This is a genomic window from Roseovarius sp. A46, from assembly GCF_004126395.1.
Classification (GTDB): Bacteria; Pseudomonadota; Alphaproteobacteria; order Rhodobacterales; family Rhodobacteraceae; genus Roseovarius; species Roseovarius nitratireducens.
Genome location: NZ_PVWS01000032.1, coordinates 18617 through 33611, shown reverse-complemented (window position 1 = coordinate 33611; position 14995 = coordinate 18617). Strand labels below are relative to the sequence as shown.

13 protein-coding genes are annotated in these 14995 nt (G+C 67.0%); 10 read left to right on the top strand and 3 right to left on the bottom strand.

All coding sequences use genetic code 11. The annotated features are described in order from the left end of the window. Positions 1–149: 149 nt before the first annotated feature. Positions 150–2828 (bottom strand): type I DNA topoisomerase, encoded by a 2679-nt coding sequence (gene topA / locus C6W92_RS14715; RefSeq protein WP_129434488.1) that lies wholly within the window; start codon positions 2826–2828, stop codon positions 150–152. Positions 2829–2941: 113 nt separating this feature from the next. Next, a complete protein-coding gene (dprA, locus tag C6W92_RS14710) occupies positions 2942–4105 on the bottom strand; it encodes a DNA-processing protein DprA (protein WP_129434486.1) in 1164 nt (387 codons plus the stop codon). 503 nt (positions 4106–4608) lie between these two features. Here dprA and C6W92_RS14705 point away from each other — a divergent pair. Continuing rightward, a complete protein-coding gene (locus C6W92_RS14705; RefSeq protein WP_129434484.1) occupies positions 4609–5739 on the top strand; it encodes a sialidase family protein in 1131 nt (376 codons plus the stop codon). Between the two features lie 101 nt (positions 5740–5840). On the opposite strand, the gene tldD is transcribed toward C6W92_RS14705, so the two are convergent. After that, complete coding sequence (gene tldD / locus C6W92_RS14700; RefSeq protein ID WP_129434482.1) at positions 5841–7262, bottom strand: metalloprotease TldD; 1422 nt, start codon at positions 7260–7262, stop codon at positions 5841–5843. Between the two features lie 207 nt (positions 7263–7469). Between tldD and coxB the strand changes: the two genes are divergently transcribed. From coxB to C6W92_RS14660, 9 genes are all read left to right on the top strand, one after another. Beyond that, complete coding sequence (gene coxB, locus C6W92_RS14695) at positions 7470–8360, top strand: cytochrome c oxidase subunit II (protein ID WP_129434480.1); 891 nt, start codon at positions 7470–7472, stop codon at positions 8358–8360. A 91-nt stretch (positions 8361–8451) separates the two neighbouring features. Further along, entirely contained in the window at positions 8452–9414 is a 963-nt protein-coding gene (cyoE, locus tag C6W92_RS14690; protein ID WP_129434478.1) for a heme o synthase, read from the top strand. Then, positions 9411–9575, top strand: coding sequence for a hypothetical protein (locus tag C6W92_RS17740; protein ID WP_164989249.1), 165 nt, complete (start codon positions 9411–9413; stop codon positions 9573–9575). Before cyoE ends, C6W92_RS17740 begins: the two co-directional genes overlap by 4 nt. Next, a complete protein-coding gene (locus C6W92_RS14685) occupies positions 9575–10156 on the top strand; it encodes a cytochrome c oxidase assembly protein (protein WP_104019228.1) in 582 nt (193 codons plus the stop codon). The genes C6W92_RS17740 and C6W92_RS14685 overlap by 1 nt, the downstream gene beginning before the upstream one ends. Positions 10157–10181: 25 nt before the next feature. Beyond that, positions 10182–10985, top strand: a complete 804-nt coding sequence (locus tag C6W92_RS14680) for a cytochrome c oxidase subunit 3 (protein ID WP_129434476.1) — start codon at positions 10182–10184, stop codon at positions 10983–10985. A gap of 85 nt (positions 10986–11070) precedes the next feature. Then, positions 11071–11754 (top strand): SURF1 family protein, encoded by a 684-nt coding sequence (locus C6W92_RS14675; protein WP_129434474.1) that lies wholly within the window; start codon positions 11071–11073, stop codon positions 11752–11754. Further along, positions 11751–13139, top strand: coding sequence for a threonine synthase (thrC, locus tag C6W92_RS14670; RefSeq protein WP_129434472.1), 1389 nt, complete (start codon positions 11751–11753; stop codon positions 13137–13139). The genes C6W92_RS14675 and thrC overlap by 4 nt, the downstream gene beginning before the upstream one ends. Then, the gene (locus tag C6W92_RS14665) at positions 13136–14398 is read left to right on the top strand and encodes a pitrilysin family protein (RefSeq protein ID WP_129434470.1); all 1263 of its coding nucleotides are present in this window, start codon (positions 13136–13138) and stop codon (positions 14396–14398) included. The genes thrC and C6W92_RS14665 overlap by 4 nt, the downstream gene beginning before the upstream one ends. Continuing rightward, positions 14398–14985 (top strand): GNAT family protein, encoded by a 588-nt coding sequence (locus C6W92_RS14660; protein ID WP_129434468.1) that lies wholly within the window; start codon positions 14398–14400, stop codon positions 14983–14985. Before C6W92_RS14665 ends, C6W92_RS14660 begins: the two co-directional genes overlap by 1 nt. Positions 14986–14995 lie beyond the last annotated feature (10 nt).

Here is a 14995-nt window from a genome sequence, read left to right as displayed (position 1 = left end):
GGCTCCCTCACCAATCTCACCTGCCAGTCAAGGCCACCACCGAAGCCTAACAACCGGCCCAAAACCATCCCGGGGGAAACAAATCCCACCTCACCGCTCAAACGAGGCGTTTCGCTGAGGTCTCTTTGAAGATTTCGACTGCCCCTGCCTCAGCCCACCTTCTTGCGCGCGGTGGTCTTTGAGGCCGCCTTGCCGGTCGTGCTCTTGGCCGCGGTCTTCTTGGCGGCGGTCTTTTTGGGCGCGGCCTTCTTCTTGCCGCCAGACTTGGCCGCCTTGGCCGCGATGAGATCGGTCGCCGCCTCGAGGGTGATGTCCTCGGGGCTCGTGTCCTTGGGCAGGGTGGCGTTGATCTTGCCCCATTTCACGTAAGGGCCGTAGCGTCCCTCGAAGACCTGCACCGGCCCGCCCTCGCCCGGATGTTCGCCCAGATCGCGCAGGGCCTTGGCCGCCGCGCGCCCGCGCCCGCCGGGATTGGCGCGCTTGGCGGCGAGCAGTTCCACCGCACGGTTCATGCCGATCTCGAACACGTCATTGGGGTCCTTGAGATTGGCGTAGACCGGTTTGGCGTCATCGGGGCCCTGGTGCATGATGTAAGGGCCGTAGCGACCGAAATTCGACTTGATCGTGCCGCCCTCGGGATGCTCACCCACCTCGCGCGGCAGGCTCAGCAGGGTGAGCGCCTTTTCCAGCGTCATCTCCTCTGCCTTCCAGCCCTTGGGCAGGCTGGCGCGGTCGGGCTTCTTGTTGTCCTCGGTGGCCTCGCCGCGCTGCACGTAGGGACCGAAGCGGCCCGAACGCAGGGAAATCTCGTTGCCGTGTTCGTCCTCGCCCAGGATGCGGTCGCCGTTTTCGGCCGCGTCGCCGCCGATGGGGCGGGTGTAGCGGCATTCAGGGTAATTGCCGCAGCCCACGAAGCCGCCCGAGCGCGAGGTCTTGAGGTGCAGCCGTCCGGTGCCGCAGAGCGGGCATTGGCGCGGGTCGCCGCCGTCCTCGCGGGGCGGGTAGAGCGTGGGAGCGAGCGCGTCGTCGAGCACGTCGAGCACTTCCTTGATCCTGAGCTCGGAGGTCTCGGAGATGGCCGCCGAGAAATCGCGCCAGAAGCGCGACAGCACCTCCTTGTAATCGGCCTCGCCCGCGCTCACCCGGTCGAGATCCTCTTCGAGATTGGCGGTGAACTCGTAGCCCACGTATTTGCGGAAGAAGTTGATCAGGAAGGTGGTGACGATGCGGCCCTTGTCCTCGGGGATGAGGCGGCCCTGTTCCTTGCGGACGTATTCGCGCTCTTCGATGGTGCCGAGCACGCTGGCATAGGTCGAGGGGCGGCCGATGCCCAATTCTTCCATCTTCTTGACCAGCGTCGCCTCCGTGTAGCGGGGCGGAGGCTGGGTGAAGTGTTGCAGGCCCAGCACCGCCTCGTTCTCCGAGAGCATGGCGGCGGGGGTGTCCTTGGCCTCTTGCGCCTTGGCGAATTCCGTGCGCAGCGAGGATTTGGCGAAGCTGGCCTTGTCACCCTGCGCGATCTGCGGCAGGCGGCGGTCGTCGTCGTCGGTGGCCACGTCGTCGCGCCCCTCCTCGTAGATCTTGAGGAAGCCGTCGAAGAGCATCACCTGCCCGGTGGCGCGCAGCCCGACCTGGCCGTCCTCGCTGCCGATCTCGACCGTGGTGCGCTCCAGCCGGGCGGCGGCCATCTGGCAGGCGAGCGTGCGTTTCCAGATCAGATCGTAGAGCTTGCGCTGATCGGCGTCGGAGATGCGTAGCTTGCCAGCGTCGCGCGTCATGTCGGTGGGGCGGATACATTCATGCGCCTCTTGGGCGTTCTTGGCCTTGTTCTTGTACATGCGCGGTGATTTCGGGAGATAGTCCGCGCCGTATCGGTCCTTGATCGCGTCGCGCGCGGCCATCACCGCCTCGGGGGCCATGTCGATCCCGTCGGTTCGCATGTAGGTGATGAGCCCGGCCTCGTAGAGCCGTTGCGCAGCGGACATGCATTGCCGCGCGCCCATGCCGAACTTGCGGCTCGCCTCCTGTTGCAGGGTCGAGGTCATGAACGGGGCCGAGGGGTTGCGCGTCGCCGGTTTCGCCTCGACGCCGGTGACGGTGAGGGCACGCGCCGCCACCGCCTGCACTGCCATGTCGGCCTGCGTGGCGTTTTCCAGGCTGTACTTGTCGAGCTTGTCGCCCGCGAGGGTGACGAGGCGGGCCTCGAAATCCTGCCCGCGCGGCGTGGTGAGGCGGGCCTTGACGGACCAGTATTCGCGGGGCCTGAACGCCTCTATCTCCTGCTCGCGCTCGACGATGAGGCGCAGGCAGACCGATTGCACGCGCCCCGCCGAGCGCGCCCCGGGCAGCTTGCGCCAGAGCACGGGGCTAAGGTTGAAGCCGACGAGATAGTCGAGCGCGCGGCGCGCGAGATAGGCCTCGACCAGCGGCGCGTCGATGTCCCGCGGGTTCTGCATCGCCTCGGTCACGGCGGATTTGGTGATGGCGTTAAAGACAACCCGGCTGACCGGCGTGTCCTTGCGGATCGCCTTGCGCTTGCGCAGGGTTTCCTCGAGGTGCCAGCTGATCGCCTCGCCCTCGCGGTCGGGGTCGGTCGCGAGGATGAGCGCGTTATCGTCCTTGAGCGCGTCGGCGATGGCCTTGACGTGCTTGCGTGCGTCGGCGCCCACCTCCCATGTCATGTCGAATCCGTTCTCGGGGTCGACCGAACCGTCCTTGGGCGGCAGGTCGCGGACATGGCCATAGCTTGCGAGAACCGTGTAGCCGTCGCCGAGATACTTGTTGATCGTCTTGGCTTTTGCAGGCGATTCGACGACGACGACGGGCATGGGCACTCCTTCCGGCTCTGGGGGCCGCTTATGGCGGCGCACCATGTGGGCTGGCAAGGGGATTTGTCAACGCAGGGTCAGAGAACGGCGCTAGGACCCCAGGTGGCATGCGGTCAGACGGCGAGCGAGACGAGGCCGCCGGGGTGGCGGGTGATGCGTCCGTCAAGCTCGAGCGCGACGAGGGCCGGGGCGACGGTCTGCGCGGGGCTGGCGAGATCGCGGATGAGCTGATCCTCGGCCAGCGGCGAGGGCCCGAGGCGTGACAGGATCTGGCGGTGCAGCGCGGCGGTGTCGCGCAATGTGCGGCGCGAAGGCGGCGGCGAGCGTTCTGGTGCCTGGGTCGGCGCAGGGGCGAGCGGCATTTCGGCCTGCGTTGCCTCGGGCGATCGGGGTAGTGCCTCGATCACGTCGGCGGCGTTGCGCACCAGGGTGGCGCCGTCGCGGATCAGCATGTTGCAGCCTGCGGCGCGGGCGTCGATCGGGTGGCCGGGCACGGCCATGACCTCGCGCCCCTGGTCGAGCGCGGTGCGCGCGGTGATGAGCGAGCCGGACTTGGCCGCGGCCTCGACCACCACGACGGCGCGCGCCAGCCCGCTGATGAGGCGGTTGCGCACCGGGAAGTGGCGGGCCTGCGGGGCGAGGCCGGGGGGCTGCTCCGACAGGCGCAGGCCGCTCTCGGCGATGCGCGCGGCAAGTTCGGCGTTTTCGGCGGGGTAGATCACGTCGACCCCCCCGGCCATCGCGGCGACCGTGCCGTCATCGAGGCTGGCGCGATGCGCCGCGGTGTCGATGCCGCGGGCGAGGCCCGAGACGATCGGATAGCCCTGCGCCGCGAGATCGGCGGCGAGCGCGCGCGCCATGCGCTGGCCGAGCGAGGAGGCGTTGCGGGCGCCCACGATGGCGATCATGGGGCGGGAGAGGATCGCCGGATCGCCGATCACCCACAGGAGCGGCGGGGCGTCCGGCAGGTCGCGCAGCGCCACGGGGTAGGCGGGATCGGCGAAGGTGAGAAGCCGTGCGCCCGCGGCATGGCCCGCGCGCAATTCGGCCTCGGCCACGCCGGCAGGGCACGCGCGGTAATCGGCCACGCCGGCGGCGCGGGCGACCCCGGGCAGGGCGTCGAGCGCGGCAGCGGCAGAGCCGTGTTCGGCCATCAGCCGGTGAAAGGTATTCGGTCCGACCCGGCGGGAGCGCAAGAGGCGAAGCCACGACACCCGGTCATCTTCCGTGGTGGGTGGGAGTGGGGGGTGAGTGGAAGGATGATTTGTGTCGGGCATCCGCGACCTCGCCAACTTGCAATGACAGGGATAGCGCGGGCAGGGTTAATGGGCGGTAAACCGAAATGGCGCGAGTCGCCGATTTTTCGCTGATTTCATCTAAGCATATGATATTTAATGTTAATTATATCGTTTCCAGCGTTCTGTGCGGTGTCGGTATCGCGTCGGTATCCTGTCGGTATCGCGGCGGTGGCGGGATCGGGGCCATGCCCGGGGGGCGCGGTCGTGACCACGGCGCGCGGGGCGGGCACGGGGTGGCAAGGGTTGCACGGGGGCGGATCGGGCGGGATCTGGATATTTTTGGCAAGATGAAGACGGGTGGGGCCGGGACCTGTGCCTTGGGCGACAAGGGCGGTTTCGTGCGCCCGATGTGCGGGACGAATTTCTCCCGGAGCGGACATGTGCCGAAACCCGCCGGGATGTCACCGCCGATGCGACACGGGCGGATTGCCATGGTATTCTCACGGCTGGAGGATAACGATGGCGGCATATTGAGGATAACGATGACGGCAAATTCACGCGTTCTCTTGGGCACGACGAAAGGCACCTTTGTCCTGGGCCCCGGGGCCCATGACTGGTCCGTCTCGGGCCCCCATTGCGACGGTTGGTGCATCAATCACGTAATCGGCGATCCGGTGAGCGGAACATTATGGGCCGGCGGTGGCGGGGAGTGGCCCGGAGCGGGGGTCTGGCGGTCCGAGGACGGCGAGACATGGGAGCTGTGCAAGCTTTCAAACGGTCAGCTTGATGAATGGGCGGCCGCCGACCCGGACATGGCAGCATTCATGAACTGGACGCCCACCGATGTCCCCTTCGAGAACCTCAAGGCCGTCTGGTCGCTGCACAGGGCACACGGCGGTCTTTATGCCGGGACAAATCCTGCATCGCTTCTGTTCAGTGCGGATGGGGGCCGGACATGGGAGAAGAACGCCGCACTGGAAAACCATCCGACCCGCGAGACCTGGAACCCGGGCGCGGCGGGCCTGGTTCTTCATTCGATGCTCAGCGATCCCGGTAACGGGGACAAGATGTGGCTTGGCATATCCGCGGCGGGGGTGTTTGCAACCGAAGATGGCGGCAAGAGCTGGGAGCGCCGCAACCGGCTGTCCAATGATGCGGTCTGTGCCGAGCACCATCATCCTGCTGCGCCACGCAACGGTGAAACCGGCCATTGCGTGCATAACATGCAGCGCGGGCCTGATGACCTGTTATATCAGCAAAACCATCATGGCACCTATCGAAGCACGGATGGCGGGCGCACATGGAACGATGTGACCGACGGGCTGCCGTCCACCTTTGGCTTTCCGATCGCGATCCACCCTCGTGATCCGGCTACGATCTGGGTGCTTCCGCTAAACGGCGATATGGCCGGTCGTTTTCCGCCGGACGCGTCGGCTGCTGTCTGGAAATCCACCGATGCGGGCGCGACCTGGGAGGCCAAGCGCGATGGATTGCCGCAAGGCGCCTGTTTCTTCACCGTGCTGCGTCAGTCCATGGCCACCGATGCCGATGCGGGCGTCTACTTCGGAACCAACACGGGTTCGGTTTTTGCCAGTTTCGACGAAGGCGAAACCTGGTCCGAAATCGCGCGGCACCTGCCAACGATCCTGTCCGTGGAAACGCTGAGCCGATGACGGAGCAGCGGCAAGGCCGGGCGGGTCTGCGAGCCGCGCAGGCCTGATCCCGGGCGGAAGGCAGGCCCTAAATCCGTGGCAGCATTGACCCAAGAGTGCCCCTACGCCGCCGATCCACCCACCGTCAGCCCGCCGATCAGCACCGAGGGCTGGCCCACGCCCACGGGCACCCATTGCCCCTGCTTGCCGCAGCTGCCCATGCCGGGGTCGAGGGCCATGTCGTTGCCGAGGCCCCGGATTTGCTGGAGCGCGGTGGCGCCGTCGCCGATCAGCGTGGCGCCCTTGACCGGCGCGCCCACCTTGCCGTTTTTGACGCGATACGCCTCGGTGCAGGAGAACACGAACTTGCCGTTGGTGATGTCGACCTGCCCGCCGCCGAAGCCGACGGCATAGATGCCGTCCTTCATCCCGGCGATGAGATCGCCGGGGGTGGCGTCGCCGCCGAGCATGTAGGTGTTGGTCATGCGCGGCATCGGGGCGTGGGCATAGCTTTCGCGGCGGCCGTTGCCGGTGGCCTCGACCCCCATCAGGCGCGCGTTCTGGCGGTCCTGCATGTAGCCCACGAGGATGCCGTCCTCGATCAATACGTTGCGGCGTGAGGGCGTGCCCTCGTCGTCGAAGGTGAGCGAGCCGCGCCGGTCGGGGATCGTGCCATCGTCGAGCACGGTGACACCGGGGGCGGCGATGCGTTGGCCCATCAGCCCGGCAAAGGCGGAACTGCCCTTGCGGTTGAAATCGCCCTCGAGCCCGTGGCCGATGGCCTCGTGCAGTAGGATGCCGGGCCAGCCGGGGCCAAGCACCACGTCCATCACGCCGGCGGGGGCGTCCTCGGCGCGCAGGTTGACCAGCGCGATGCGCAGGGCCTCGCGGGTCTTGGCCTGCCAATCGGCCGGGTCGATCAGCCCGCCCATGCCGAGCCGTCCGCCGCCCCCGGCGCTGCCCTGTTCGCGGCGGCCGTTTCCTTCGACGATGACCGAGACATTGAGCCGGGTCATGGGGCGGGTATCGCGCAGCTCTTGCCCGTCGGGGCGCAGGATCACCACTTCCTGAAGCGAGGCGGCGAGCGAGGCGGTGACCTGCACGACGCGGGGGTCGAGGTCGCGGGCGAAGGCGTCGATCTCGCGCAGGGTGTCGATCTTGACCGGAAAGCCCGCCCCGGCGATCGGGTCGGCATCGGTGTAGAGGCGGGTATTGGTGGCGGCGGGGCCTGCCGCGAGGGTGGCCCCACCCGCGCCCACGGCGAGGCGCGCCGTCTCGACCGCGCGGGCGAGCGCGGCCTCGTTCACCTCGGAGGAATGGGCGTAGCCCGTCACCTCGCCGCGCACCGCGCGCAGGCCGAACCCCTCGGACGCGTCGTAGGAGGCGGTGCGCAGCCGTCCGTCATCGAAGCTCAGCGCCTCGGCGCGGCGGCGTTCGAGAAACAGCTCGCCATCGTCGGCGCCACGGGTGGCCGCGCGCAGCGACGCCAGCGCCGCCTCGCGGTCGAGGAGCGTGTCGAAGGGGCGAAAGGGGGTGTCACTCATGGGGTGCTGTCCTGCGTGATGGGGCGTCAAGCCGGGGCCGCAATTTGATCCAGATCAAAAAAAGCGTCCGTTTGCCGCAATGGTCTTTCTTGTCGTCACGTTCAGAATATGGTTTTAGACGTTACCAAGACAACGGCGTTCCGCCACCGCCCGGCCCGACCGGGCAAGGCCAGAGACATGAACCGCTTTAACCGACCAGGGTGCACAATGCGACTTACCCCCAGCCTCTTGGCCTTTATGGCCGCCTTTTCCGCCCTCCCCGCGCAAGCGCAGGAGATCGTCGGCGCGCCCTCAGCGGGCAAAACCGGGTTTCAGCCCGCGGCGACCGAGCTTGCCCGCGACCTGCAATGGCTCGACGGGGCGATCAACGTCATCATCATCGCCATCACGCTCCTCGTCACGGCGCTGCTGGCCTACGTGATCGTGCGCTACAACCGGCGCGCCAATCCGAACCCGGCGAAATTCACCCATCACACGCCGGTCGAGATCGCCTGGACCATCGTGCCGATCCTGATCCTCGTGTTCATCGGGGCCAACTCGCTGCCGATCCTGTTCAAGCAGCAGGAAATCCCCGAGGGAGACATCAACATCAAGGTGACCGGCTATCAGTGGTACTGGGGCTATGAGTACACCGATCACGAGTTCGGCTTTGACAGCTACATGATCGGTGCGCCCGCCACCGGCGGCGACAACCGGCTGACGCCGGAGGTCGAGGAGCAACTGGTCGAGGCGGGCTATAGCCGCGATGAATTCCTGCTGGCCACCGATACCGCCGTGGTGCTGCCGGTGGGCAAGACCGTGGTGATGACAGTGACCGGCGCCGACGTGATCCATAGCTGGACCATCCCCGCCTTCGGCGTAAAGCAGGACGCGGTGCCGGGGCGGCTGGCGCAGCTCTGGTTCACCGCCGAGAAGGAAGGCATCTATTTCGGCCAGTGCTCGGAGCTGTGCGGGCAGGCGCATGCCTATATGCCGATCACCGTCAAGGTGGTGAGCGAGGCCGAGTACCAGGAGTGGCTGGAAGGCGCGATCGACGAATATGCGGGCGACCCGTCCACCTTGCCGGGTGCCGCTGTGCAGGTCGCCTCGACCGAGTGACATCGCTGCGGGCGCGCCGGGGCGTGCGCGCACGCCGGATGCATGGACAGCGGGGCGCGCGCCGCCCCGCCGCGAAGAGAATGAGCACGATATGAGCGACGCGAGCCTTCACCAAGCCAGCACCGCGCAGCCCGGAGAGGGCGGCTTTGGTGATTTCTTCGCGCTGTTGAAGCCGCGGGTGATGGTGCTGGTGGTGTTCACCGCGCTGGTGGGGCTGCTGGCCGCGCCGGTCGCGCTGCACCCGGTGGAGGCGCTGGCCGCGATCCTGTTCATTGCCGTGGGCGGGGGGGCTGCGGGCGCGCTCAACATGTGGTGGGAATCCGATATCGACGCGCTGATGAGGCGGACGCGCAGGCGGCCGATCCCGGCGGGCAAGGTGACGCGCGACGAGGCGTTTGCATTCGGCATCACGCTGGCGGTGTTCGCGGTGGTGATGCTGTGGCTCGCCACCAATGCCCTGGCCGCCGCGATCCTTGCCTTCACCATCTTTTTCTACGTGGTGATCTACACCGTCGGGCTAAAGCGCTGGACGCCGCAGAACATCGTCATTGGCGGCGCCGCGGGGGCGTTTCCGCCGATGATCGGCTGGGCGGCGGCAACCGGGACGGTCAGCATCGAATCGGTGCTGATGTTCGCGCTGATCTTCATGTGGACGCCGCCGCATTTCTGGGCGCTCGCGCTGTTCATGCGGGGCGATTACGACGGGGCGGGCGTGCCGATGCTGACGGTGACGCATGGCCGCAAATCGACCCGGCTGCATATCCTCGTCTATACCGTGCTGCTGGCCGTGATGGCCGTGGGCGCGGCGTTCACCGGGATTGGCGGGCCAGTCTACCTGATCGTGGCGCTGGTGTTCAACGCGCTGTTCCTGCGCGACGCGGTGGCGATCTGGCGGCGCGACGAAGACATTGCGGAGGCCGACGATTACCGCGTGGAGAAACGCGCCTTCCGGCTGTCGCTGTGGTATCTCTTTGCGCATTTCACCGCCATCCTCGCAGAGGCGGCGCTGGCGGGGCTGGGCCTCGGGGGCCTCGGTTTCGGGGGGTGGGCATGAGCTTTCGCGAGGAACACGAGCTGCACAAGCGCCGGTTCGGGCGCAACCTCGGGCTGGGGCTGGTGCTGGCGGGATTCGTGGCGCTGGTCTTCGGGCTGACGATCGCCAAGGTCTCGAACGAGGATTTCAGCGTGCCGACACAGCAAGGGGAGGGGAACTGATGGCGCTCGATCCGAAGACGAAGACCGTCACCCGCCTTGTGGGCGTGGTGGTGCTGATGGGCGGGCTCGCCTGGGCCTCGGTGCCGTTCTACGACTGGTTCTGCCGCGTGACCGGCTTTGGCGGGGTCACCGGCGTGTCGGACGTGGCGAGCGAGGACATCCTCGACCAGACCATCAAGGTGCGTTTCGACGCAAGCCGCGAGCGCGGCATGCCGTGGGAGTTCAAGCCCATGCAGCGCGAGATGGAGATTCGCATCGGCGAGACGGGCCTGGCCTTCTACGAGGCCTACAACCCCACCGACCGCGTGGTGGCAGGGCGCGCCAACTACAACGTGACGCCCTACGAGGCGGGTGGGTTTTTCACCAAGATCGACTGCTTCTGCTTCACCGAGCAGGTGCTGCAACCCGGCGAGCGGGTGCAGATGCCGGTGACTTACTACGTGGACCCCGAGATCGTGGACGACCGCGAGGGGCAGTATGTCCACACGATCACGCTGTCCTATACATTCCACGAGATCGACCTGCCGGAAAACCACGCGGCGCTTGCGTCCGGGGAAACAGACGGTACAACGCTGAACTGAGCCTGTGACGAGGGAAGAGACCGAGATGGCACATACCAAGAATCACGACTACCACATCCTGCCCCCCTCCATCTGGCCGCTCTTGGGCGCGCTGGCGGGGTTCGTCATGCTGTTCGGGGCGGTGCTGTTTTTCCATGACAACGGGCCCTGGATGCTGCTCGCCGGGCTGGTCGGCGTGATTTACGTCATGTTCGGCTGGTGGGCCGACGTGGTCCACGAAGGGCAGACCGGGGATCACACGCCGGTTGTGCGGATCGGGCTGCGCTACGGCTTCATCCTGTTCATCATGTCGGAGGTAATGTTCTTCTCGGCGTGGTTCTGGAGCTTCTTCAAACACGCGATGTATCCGCTGGGTGGCGACGCGCCGGGATATGCCGACGGAATCTGGCCGCCGGTGGGGATCGAGACCTTCGACCCCTGGCACCTGCCGCTCATCAACACGCTGATCCTGCTGTGCTCGGGCTGTGCCGCGACCTGGGCGCACCATGCGCTGGTGCACGAGAACAACCGGCAGGACGTGAAATGGGGCCTGATCATCGCCATCGCTCTGGGCGCGCTGTTCACGTTTTTCCAGGTCTATGAATACAGCCATGCCGGGTTCGGCTTCTCGGGCAATATCTATGGGGCCAATTTCTTCATGGCGACGGGCTTTCACGGGGCGCACGTCGTCATTGGCACGGTGTTTCTGTTCGTCTGCCTGCTGCGGGTGCTGAAGGGTCATTTCACACCCGAGCAGCATGTGGGGTTCGAGGCGGCGGCGTGGTACTGGCACTTCGTTGACGTGGTCTGGCTGTTCCTGTTCGCCGCGGTCTATATCTGGGGCGGCTGACGGGGTTTCGCCTGGCAAGCGCGGATATTTTTGGCAAGATGAAGATGCGGGGGCCGTCCCCGCATTTTCCTTTTGAGTGTGGATCATGCGAAAGACCCTGATCGTTCCTCTCATCTTCGGCATCGCCGGTGTGGCGGTGCTGCTGGGCCTGGGCAAGTGGCAGCTTGACCGGCTGGCGTGGAAGGAGGGCATCCTCGCCGATATCGAGGCGCGGATTTCAGCCGCGCCGGTGGCGTTGCCCGACGAGGTGGAGCCGCAGGCCGACCGCTACCTGCCGGTCGAGGTGACCGGGAGGATCGGGGCGCGCGCGCTGCGGGTGCTGGTGAGCCGCAAGCAGGTGGGCGCGGGCTATCGGCTCATCTCGGCGCTGGACACGGGCGGGCGGCGGGTGCTGCTGGACCGGGGGTTCGTGAAGGTGGCGGCGGATATTCCGCAAACCTCTGGCGAGGTGCGCGTCACCGGCAACCTGCACTGGCCTGACGACCGGCTGAGTTCCACGCCCGAGAACGACGTGGCGGGCAACACCTGGTTCGCCCGCGACATCGCGCAGATGGCCGAGGTGCTGGAGACCGAGCCGGTTCTGATCGTGGCGCGCGATGTGTCGCCGCCGGAACAGGGCGTGACGCCGCTGCCGGTAGACACGGGCGGGATTCCGAATGATCACCTGAGTTACGCGATCACGTGGTTCTCGCTGGCCGTCATCTGGGCGGCGATGACCGGGGCTTTCATCTGGCGGGCGCGGCGCGCCGCGAAAGGGGTAGGGCAATGAGGTATATCTCGACGCGGGGGCAGGCGCCCAGCTTGAGCTTTGAAGAGGCGATGCTGACGGGGCTGGCGCGCGATGGCGGGCTGTATTTGCCGGAGAGCATTCCGCAGATGAGCGCCGACGATATCCGCGCGCTGGAGGGGGTAAGCTATGAGGAGGCCGCGTTCCGGGTGATGCGGCCGTTCATCGGTGATGCCTTTACCGACGACGAGTTTCGCGGGATCATCGCGCGGGCCTATGCGGGGTTTGGCCACGCGGCGCGGGCGCCCTTGAAGCAGTTGGACAGCGGGCACTTCCTGCTGGAGCTGTTTCACGGTCCGACGCTGGCGTTCAAGGATTTCGCGATGCAGCTTATTGGGCAGCTTTTCGAGGCGTCATTGACGCGCTCGGGGCGGCGCGTGTGCATCGTGGGGGCCACTTCGGGCGATACCGGATCGGCGGCGATCGAGGCGTTTCGGGGGCTCGATGCGGTGGACGTGTTCATCCTCTTCCCGCATGGCCGTGTATCCGAGGTGCAGCGGCGGCAGATGACGACGCCGGGTGAGAGCAATGTGCATGCGCTCGCCATCGACGGGCATTTCGACGACGCGCAGGCGCGCGTGAAGGACATGTTCAACGATTTCGAGTTTCGCGATGGGGTGCGGCTGGCCGGTGTGAATTCCATCAACTGGGCGCGGGTGCTGGCGCAGGTGGTGTATTATTTCACCTCGGCGGTGAGCCTCGGCGCACCGGACCGCAAGGTGAGTTTCACCGTGCCGACGGGGAATTTCGGGGATATTTTCGCGGGGTTCATCGCCAGGCAAATGGGGCTGCCCATCGACCGGCTGGTGGTGGCGACCAATCAGAACGATATCCTGCATCGGTGTCTCAGCACCGGGGAATATCGGCCTGACGGGGTTGCGCCGTCGATCAGCCCGTCGATGGATATTCAGGTCAGTTCGAATTTCGAACGCGCGCTCTACTATGCCTACGGGCAGGAGGGCGCGGCGGTGGCGCAGGTGATGGACGAGCTGAAGGCCGGCGGTTTCGCGGTCAGTCAGGGTGCCTTGCAGGCGCTGCGCGAGACGTTCGAGAGCGGGCGTGCGGACGAGGACGAGACCCGCGCCGCGATCCGCGCGACTTGGGAGCGCAGCGGAGAGTTGCTCTGCCCCCATTCGGCGGTGGGTGTGCACGTGGCCGAGGCGCACCGCCACCCCGGCGTGCCGATGATCACGCTGGCCACCGCGCACCCGGCGAAGTTTCCGGCGGCGGTGGAAGAGGCGAGCGGCATTCACGCCCCCTTGCCCGAGCGTATGGCGGACCTGTATGACCGCGCAGAACGTGTGACGCGGGTCGGCAACGACCTGCGCGCCATAGAGACCCTAATCAAGGAACGGATCGCCAATTGAGTGTCAACCTGACCACCCTCTCCAACGGATTCCGCGTCGTGTCGGAGGCCATGCCGGGGCTGCAATCGGCGGCTGTGGGCGTCTGGGTGCTGGCCGGTGCGCGCAACGAGGAGGCTGCGCAGAACGGCATCGCGCATTTCCTGGAGCACATGGCGTTCAAGGGCACGGCGCGGCGCAGCGCGGTGCAGATCGCCGAGGCGATCGAGGACGTGGGCGGCTATATCAACGCCTACACCTCGCGCGAGGTGACGGCCTATTACGCGCGGGTGCTGAAGGACGATGTGCCGCTTGCCACCGACGTGCTGGCCGACATCCTGCGCAACCCGGCCTTTGACGCGCGCGAGATCGAGGTGGAGCGCGGCGTGATCCTGCAGGAGATCGGGCAGGCGCTCGATACGCCCGACGACATCATCTTTGACTGGTTGCAGGAGCGCGCCTATCCCGATCATCCGCTGGGGCGGACCATTCTGGGCCCCGAGGACCGGGTGCGCGGATTTGCCCGGCCCGATCTGGAGGGGTTCGTGGATCGCCATTACCGTCCCGGCCAGATGGTGCTGGCCGCGGCAGGCGCGGTGGATCACGATGCGCTGGTGCGGCTGGCAGAAGGGATGTTTGGCGACATGGCCCCCGCGCCGGTGGCCGAGGCCCCGCGCGCGCGGTTCCAGGGCGGCGAGGTGCGGCGTGAGAAGGCGCTGGAGCAGGCGCACATGGCGCTGGCGTTCGAGGGGCCGGACTACGCGCATGACGATATCCACGCGGCGCAGATCTATGCCACCGCGCTGGGCGGGTCGATGTCGTCGCGGCTGTTCCAGGAGGTGCGCGAGCGGCGCGGGCTGTGCTACACGATCTTTGCGCAGGCCGGGGCCTATGCCGATACCGGCATGATGACCATCTACGCGGGCACCTCCGGCGATGCTGTCGGCGATCTGGCAACGATCACCATCGACGAGATGAAGCGCGCGGCCGAGGACATGAGCGAGTCCGAGATCGAGCGCGCGCGGGCGCAGATGAAGGCCGGGCTGCTGATGGGGCTGGAGAGCCCCGGCAACCGGGCCGAACGGCTGGCGCGGATGTTGCAGATATGGGGTCGTGTGCCGGACGTGGCCGAGGTGGTCGAGCGGATCGACGCGGTCAGTCTGTGCGATGTGCGCCGGGTGGCCGAGACCACCGTGGCGCACGCGCCCTCGGCGCTGGCGCTCTATGGCCCGGTGGCGGGTGCGCCGGACATCGCGACCCTCGACGCGAGGCGCGCGGCCTGATGTTCCTCTTGCCACGCCGGCCCGCCAGGATCGAGACCGAGCGTCTGACCCTGCGCCAGCCGGTGATGGCGGATTTCCGCGACTGGAGCAGCCTGCGCGCCGAGAGCGCCGAGTTCCTGATCCCGTGGGAGCCCGCATGGGCCCCCGATCACCTGTCGCGCAAGGGATTTTCCAACCGGGTGTGGTGGGCGCAGCGGGCGATCGCCGGGGGCAGCGCGCTGCCGCTGTTCCTGTTCCGGCGCGAGGACGGGGTGTTGTTGGGGGCGATCACGCTCGACAATATCCGGCGCGGCCCGGCGCAATCCGGCAATCTCGGCTACTGGATCGGCGCGGCCCATGCACGGCAGGGCTATATGGCCGAGGCTATCTCGGGGGTGGTGCATCACGCCTTTGGGCGGCTCGACCTGAGCCGGATCGAGGCCGCCTGCCTGCCCGAGAACGCTGCGTCGCGGGGGCTCTTGGAGAAATGCGGCTTCAAGTACGAGGGGGTGGCGCAGAGCTATCTTCAGATCAACGGGCGCTGGCGGACCCATGTGCTCTATGCCGCGCTGCGGGCGGACCGGCGGGGGCGGACCGACGCGGGGTGAGGCGCGGGCT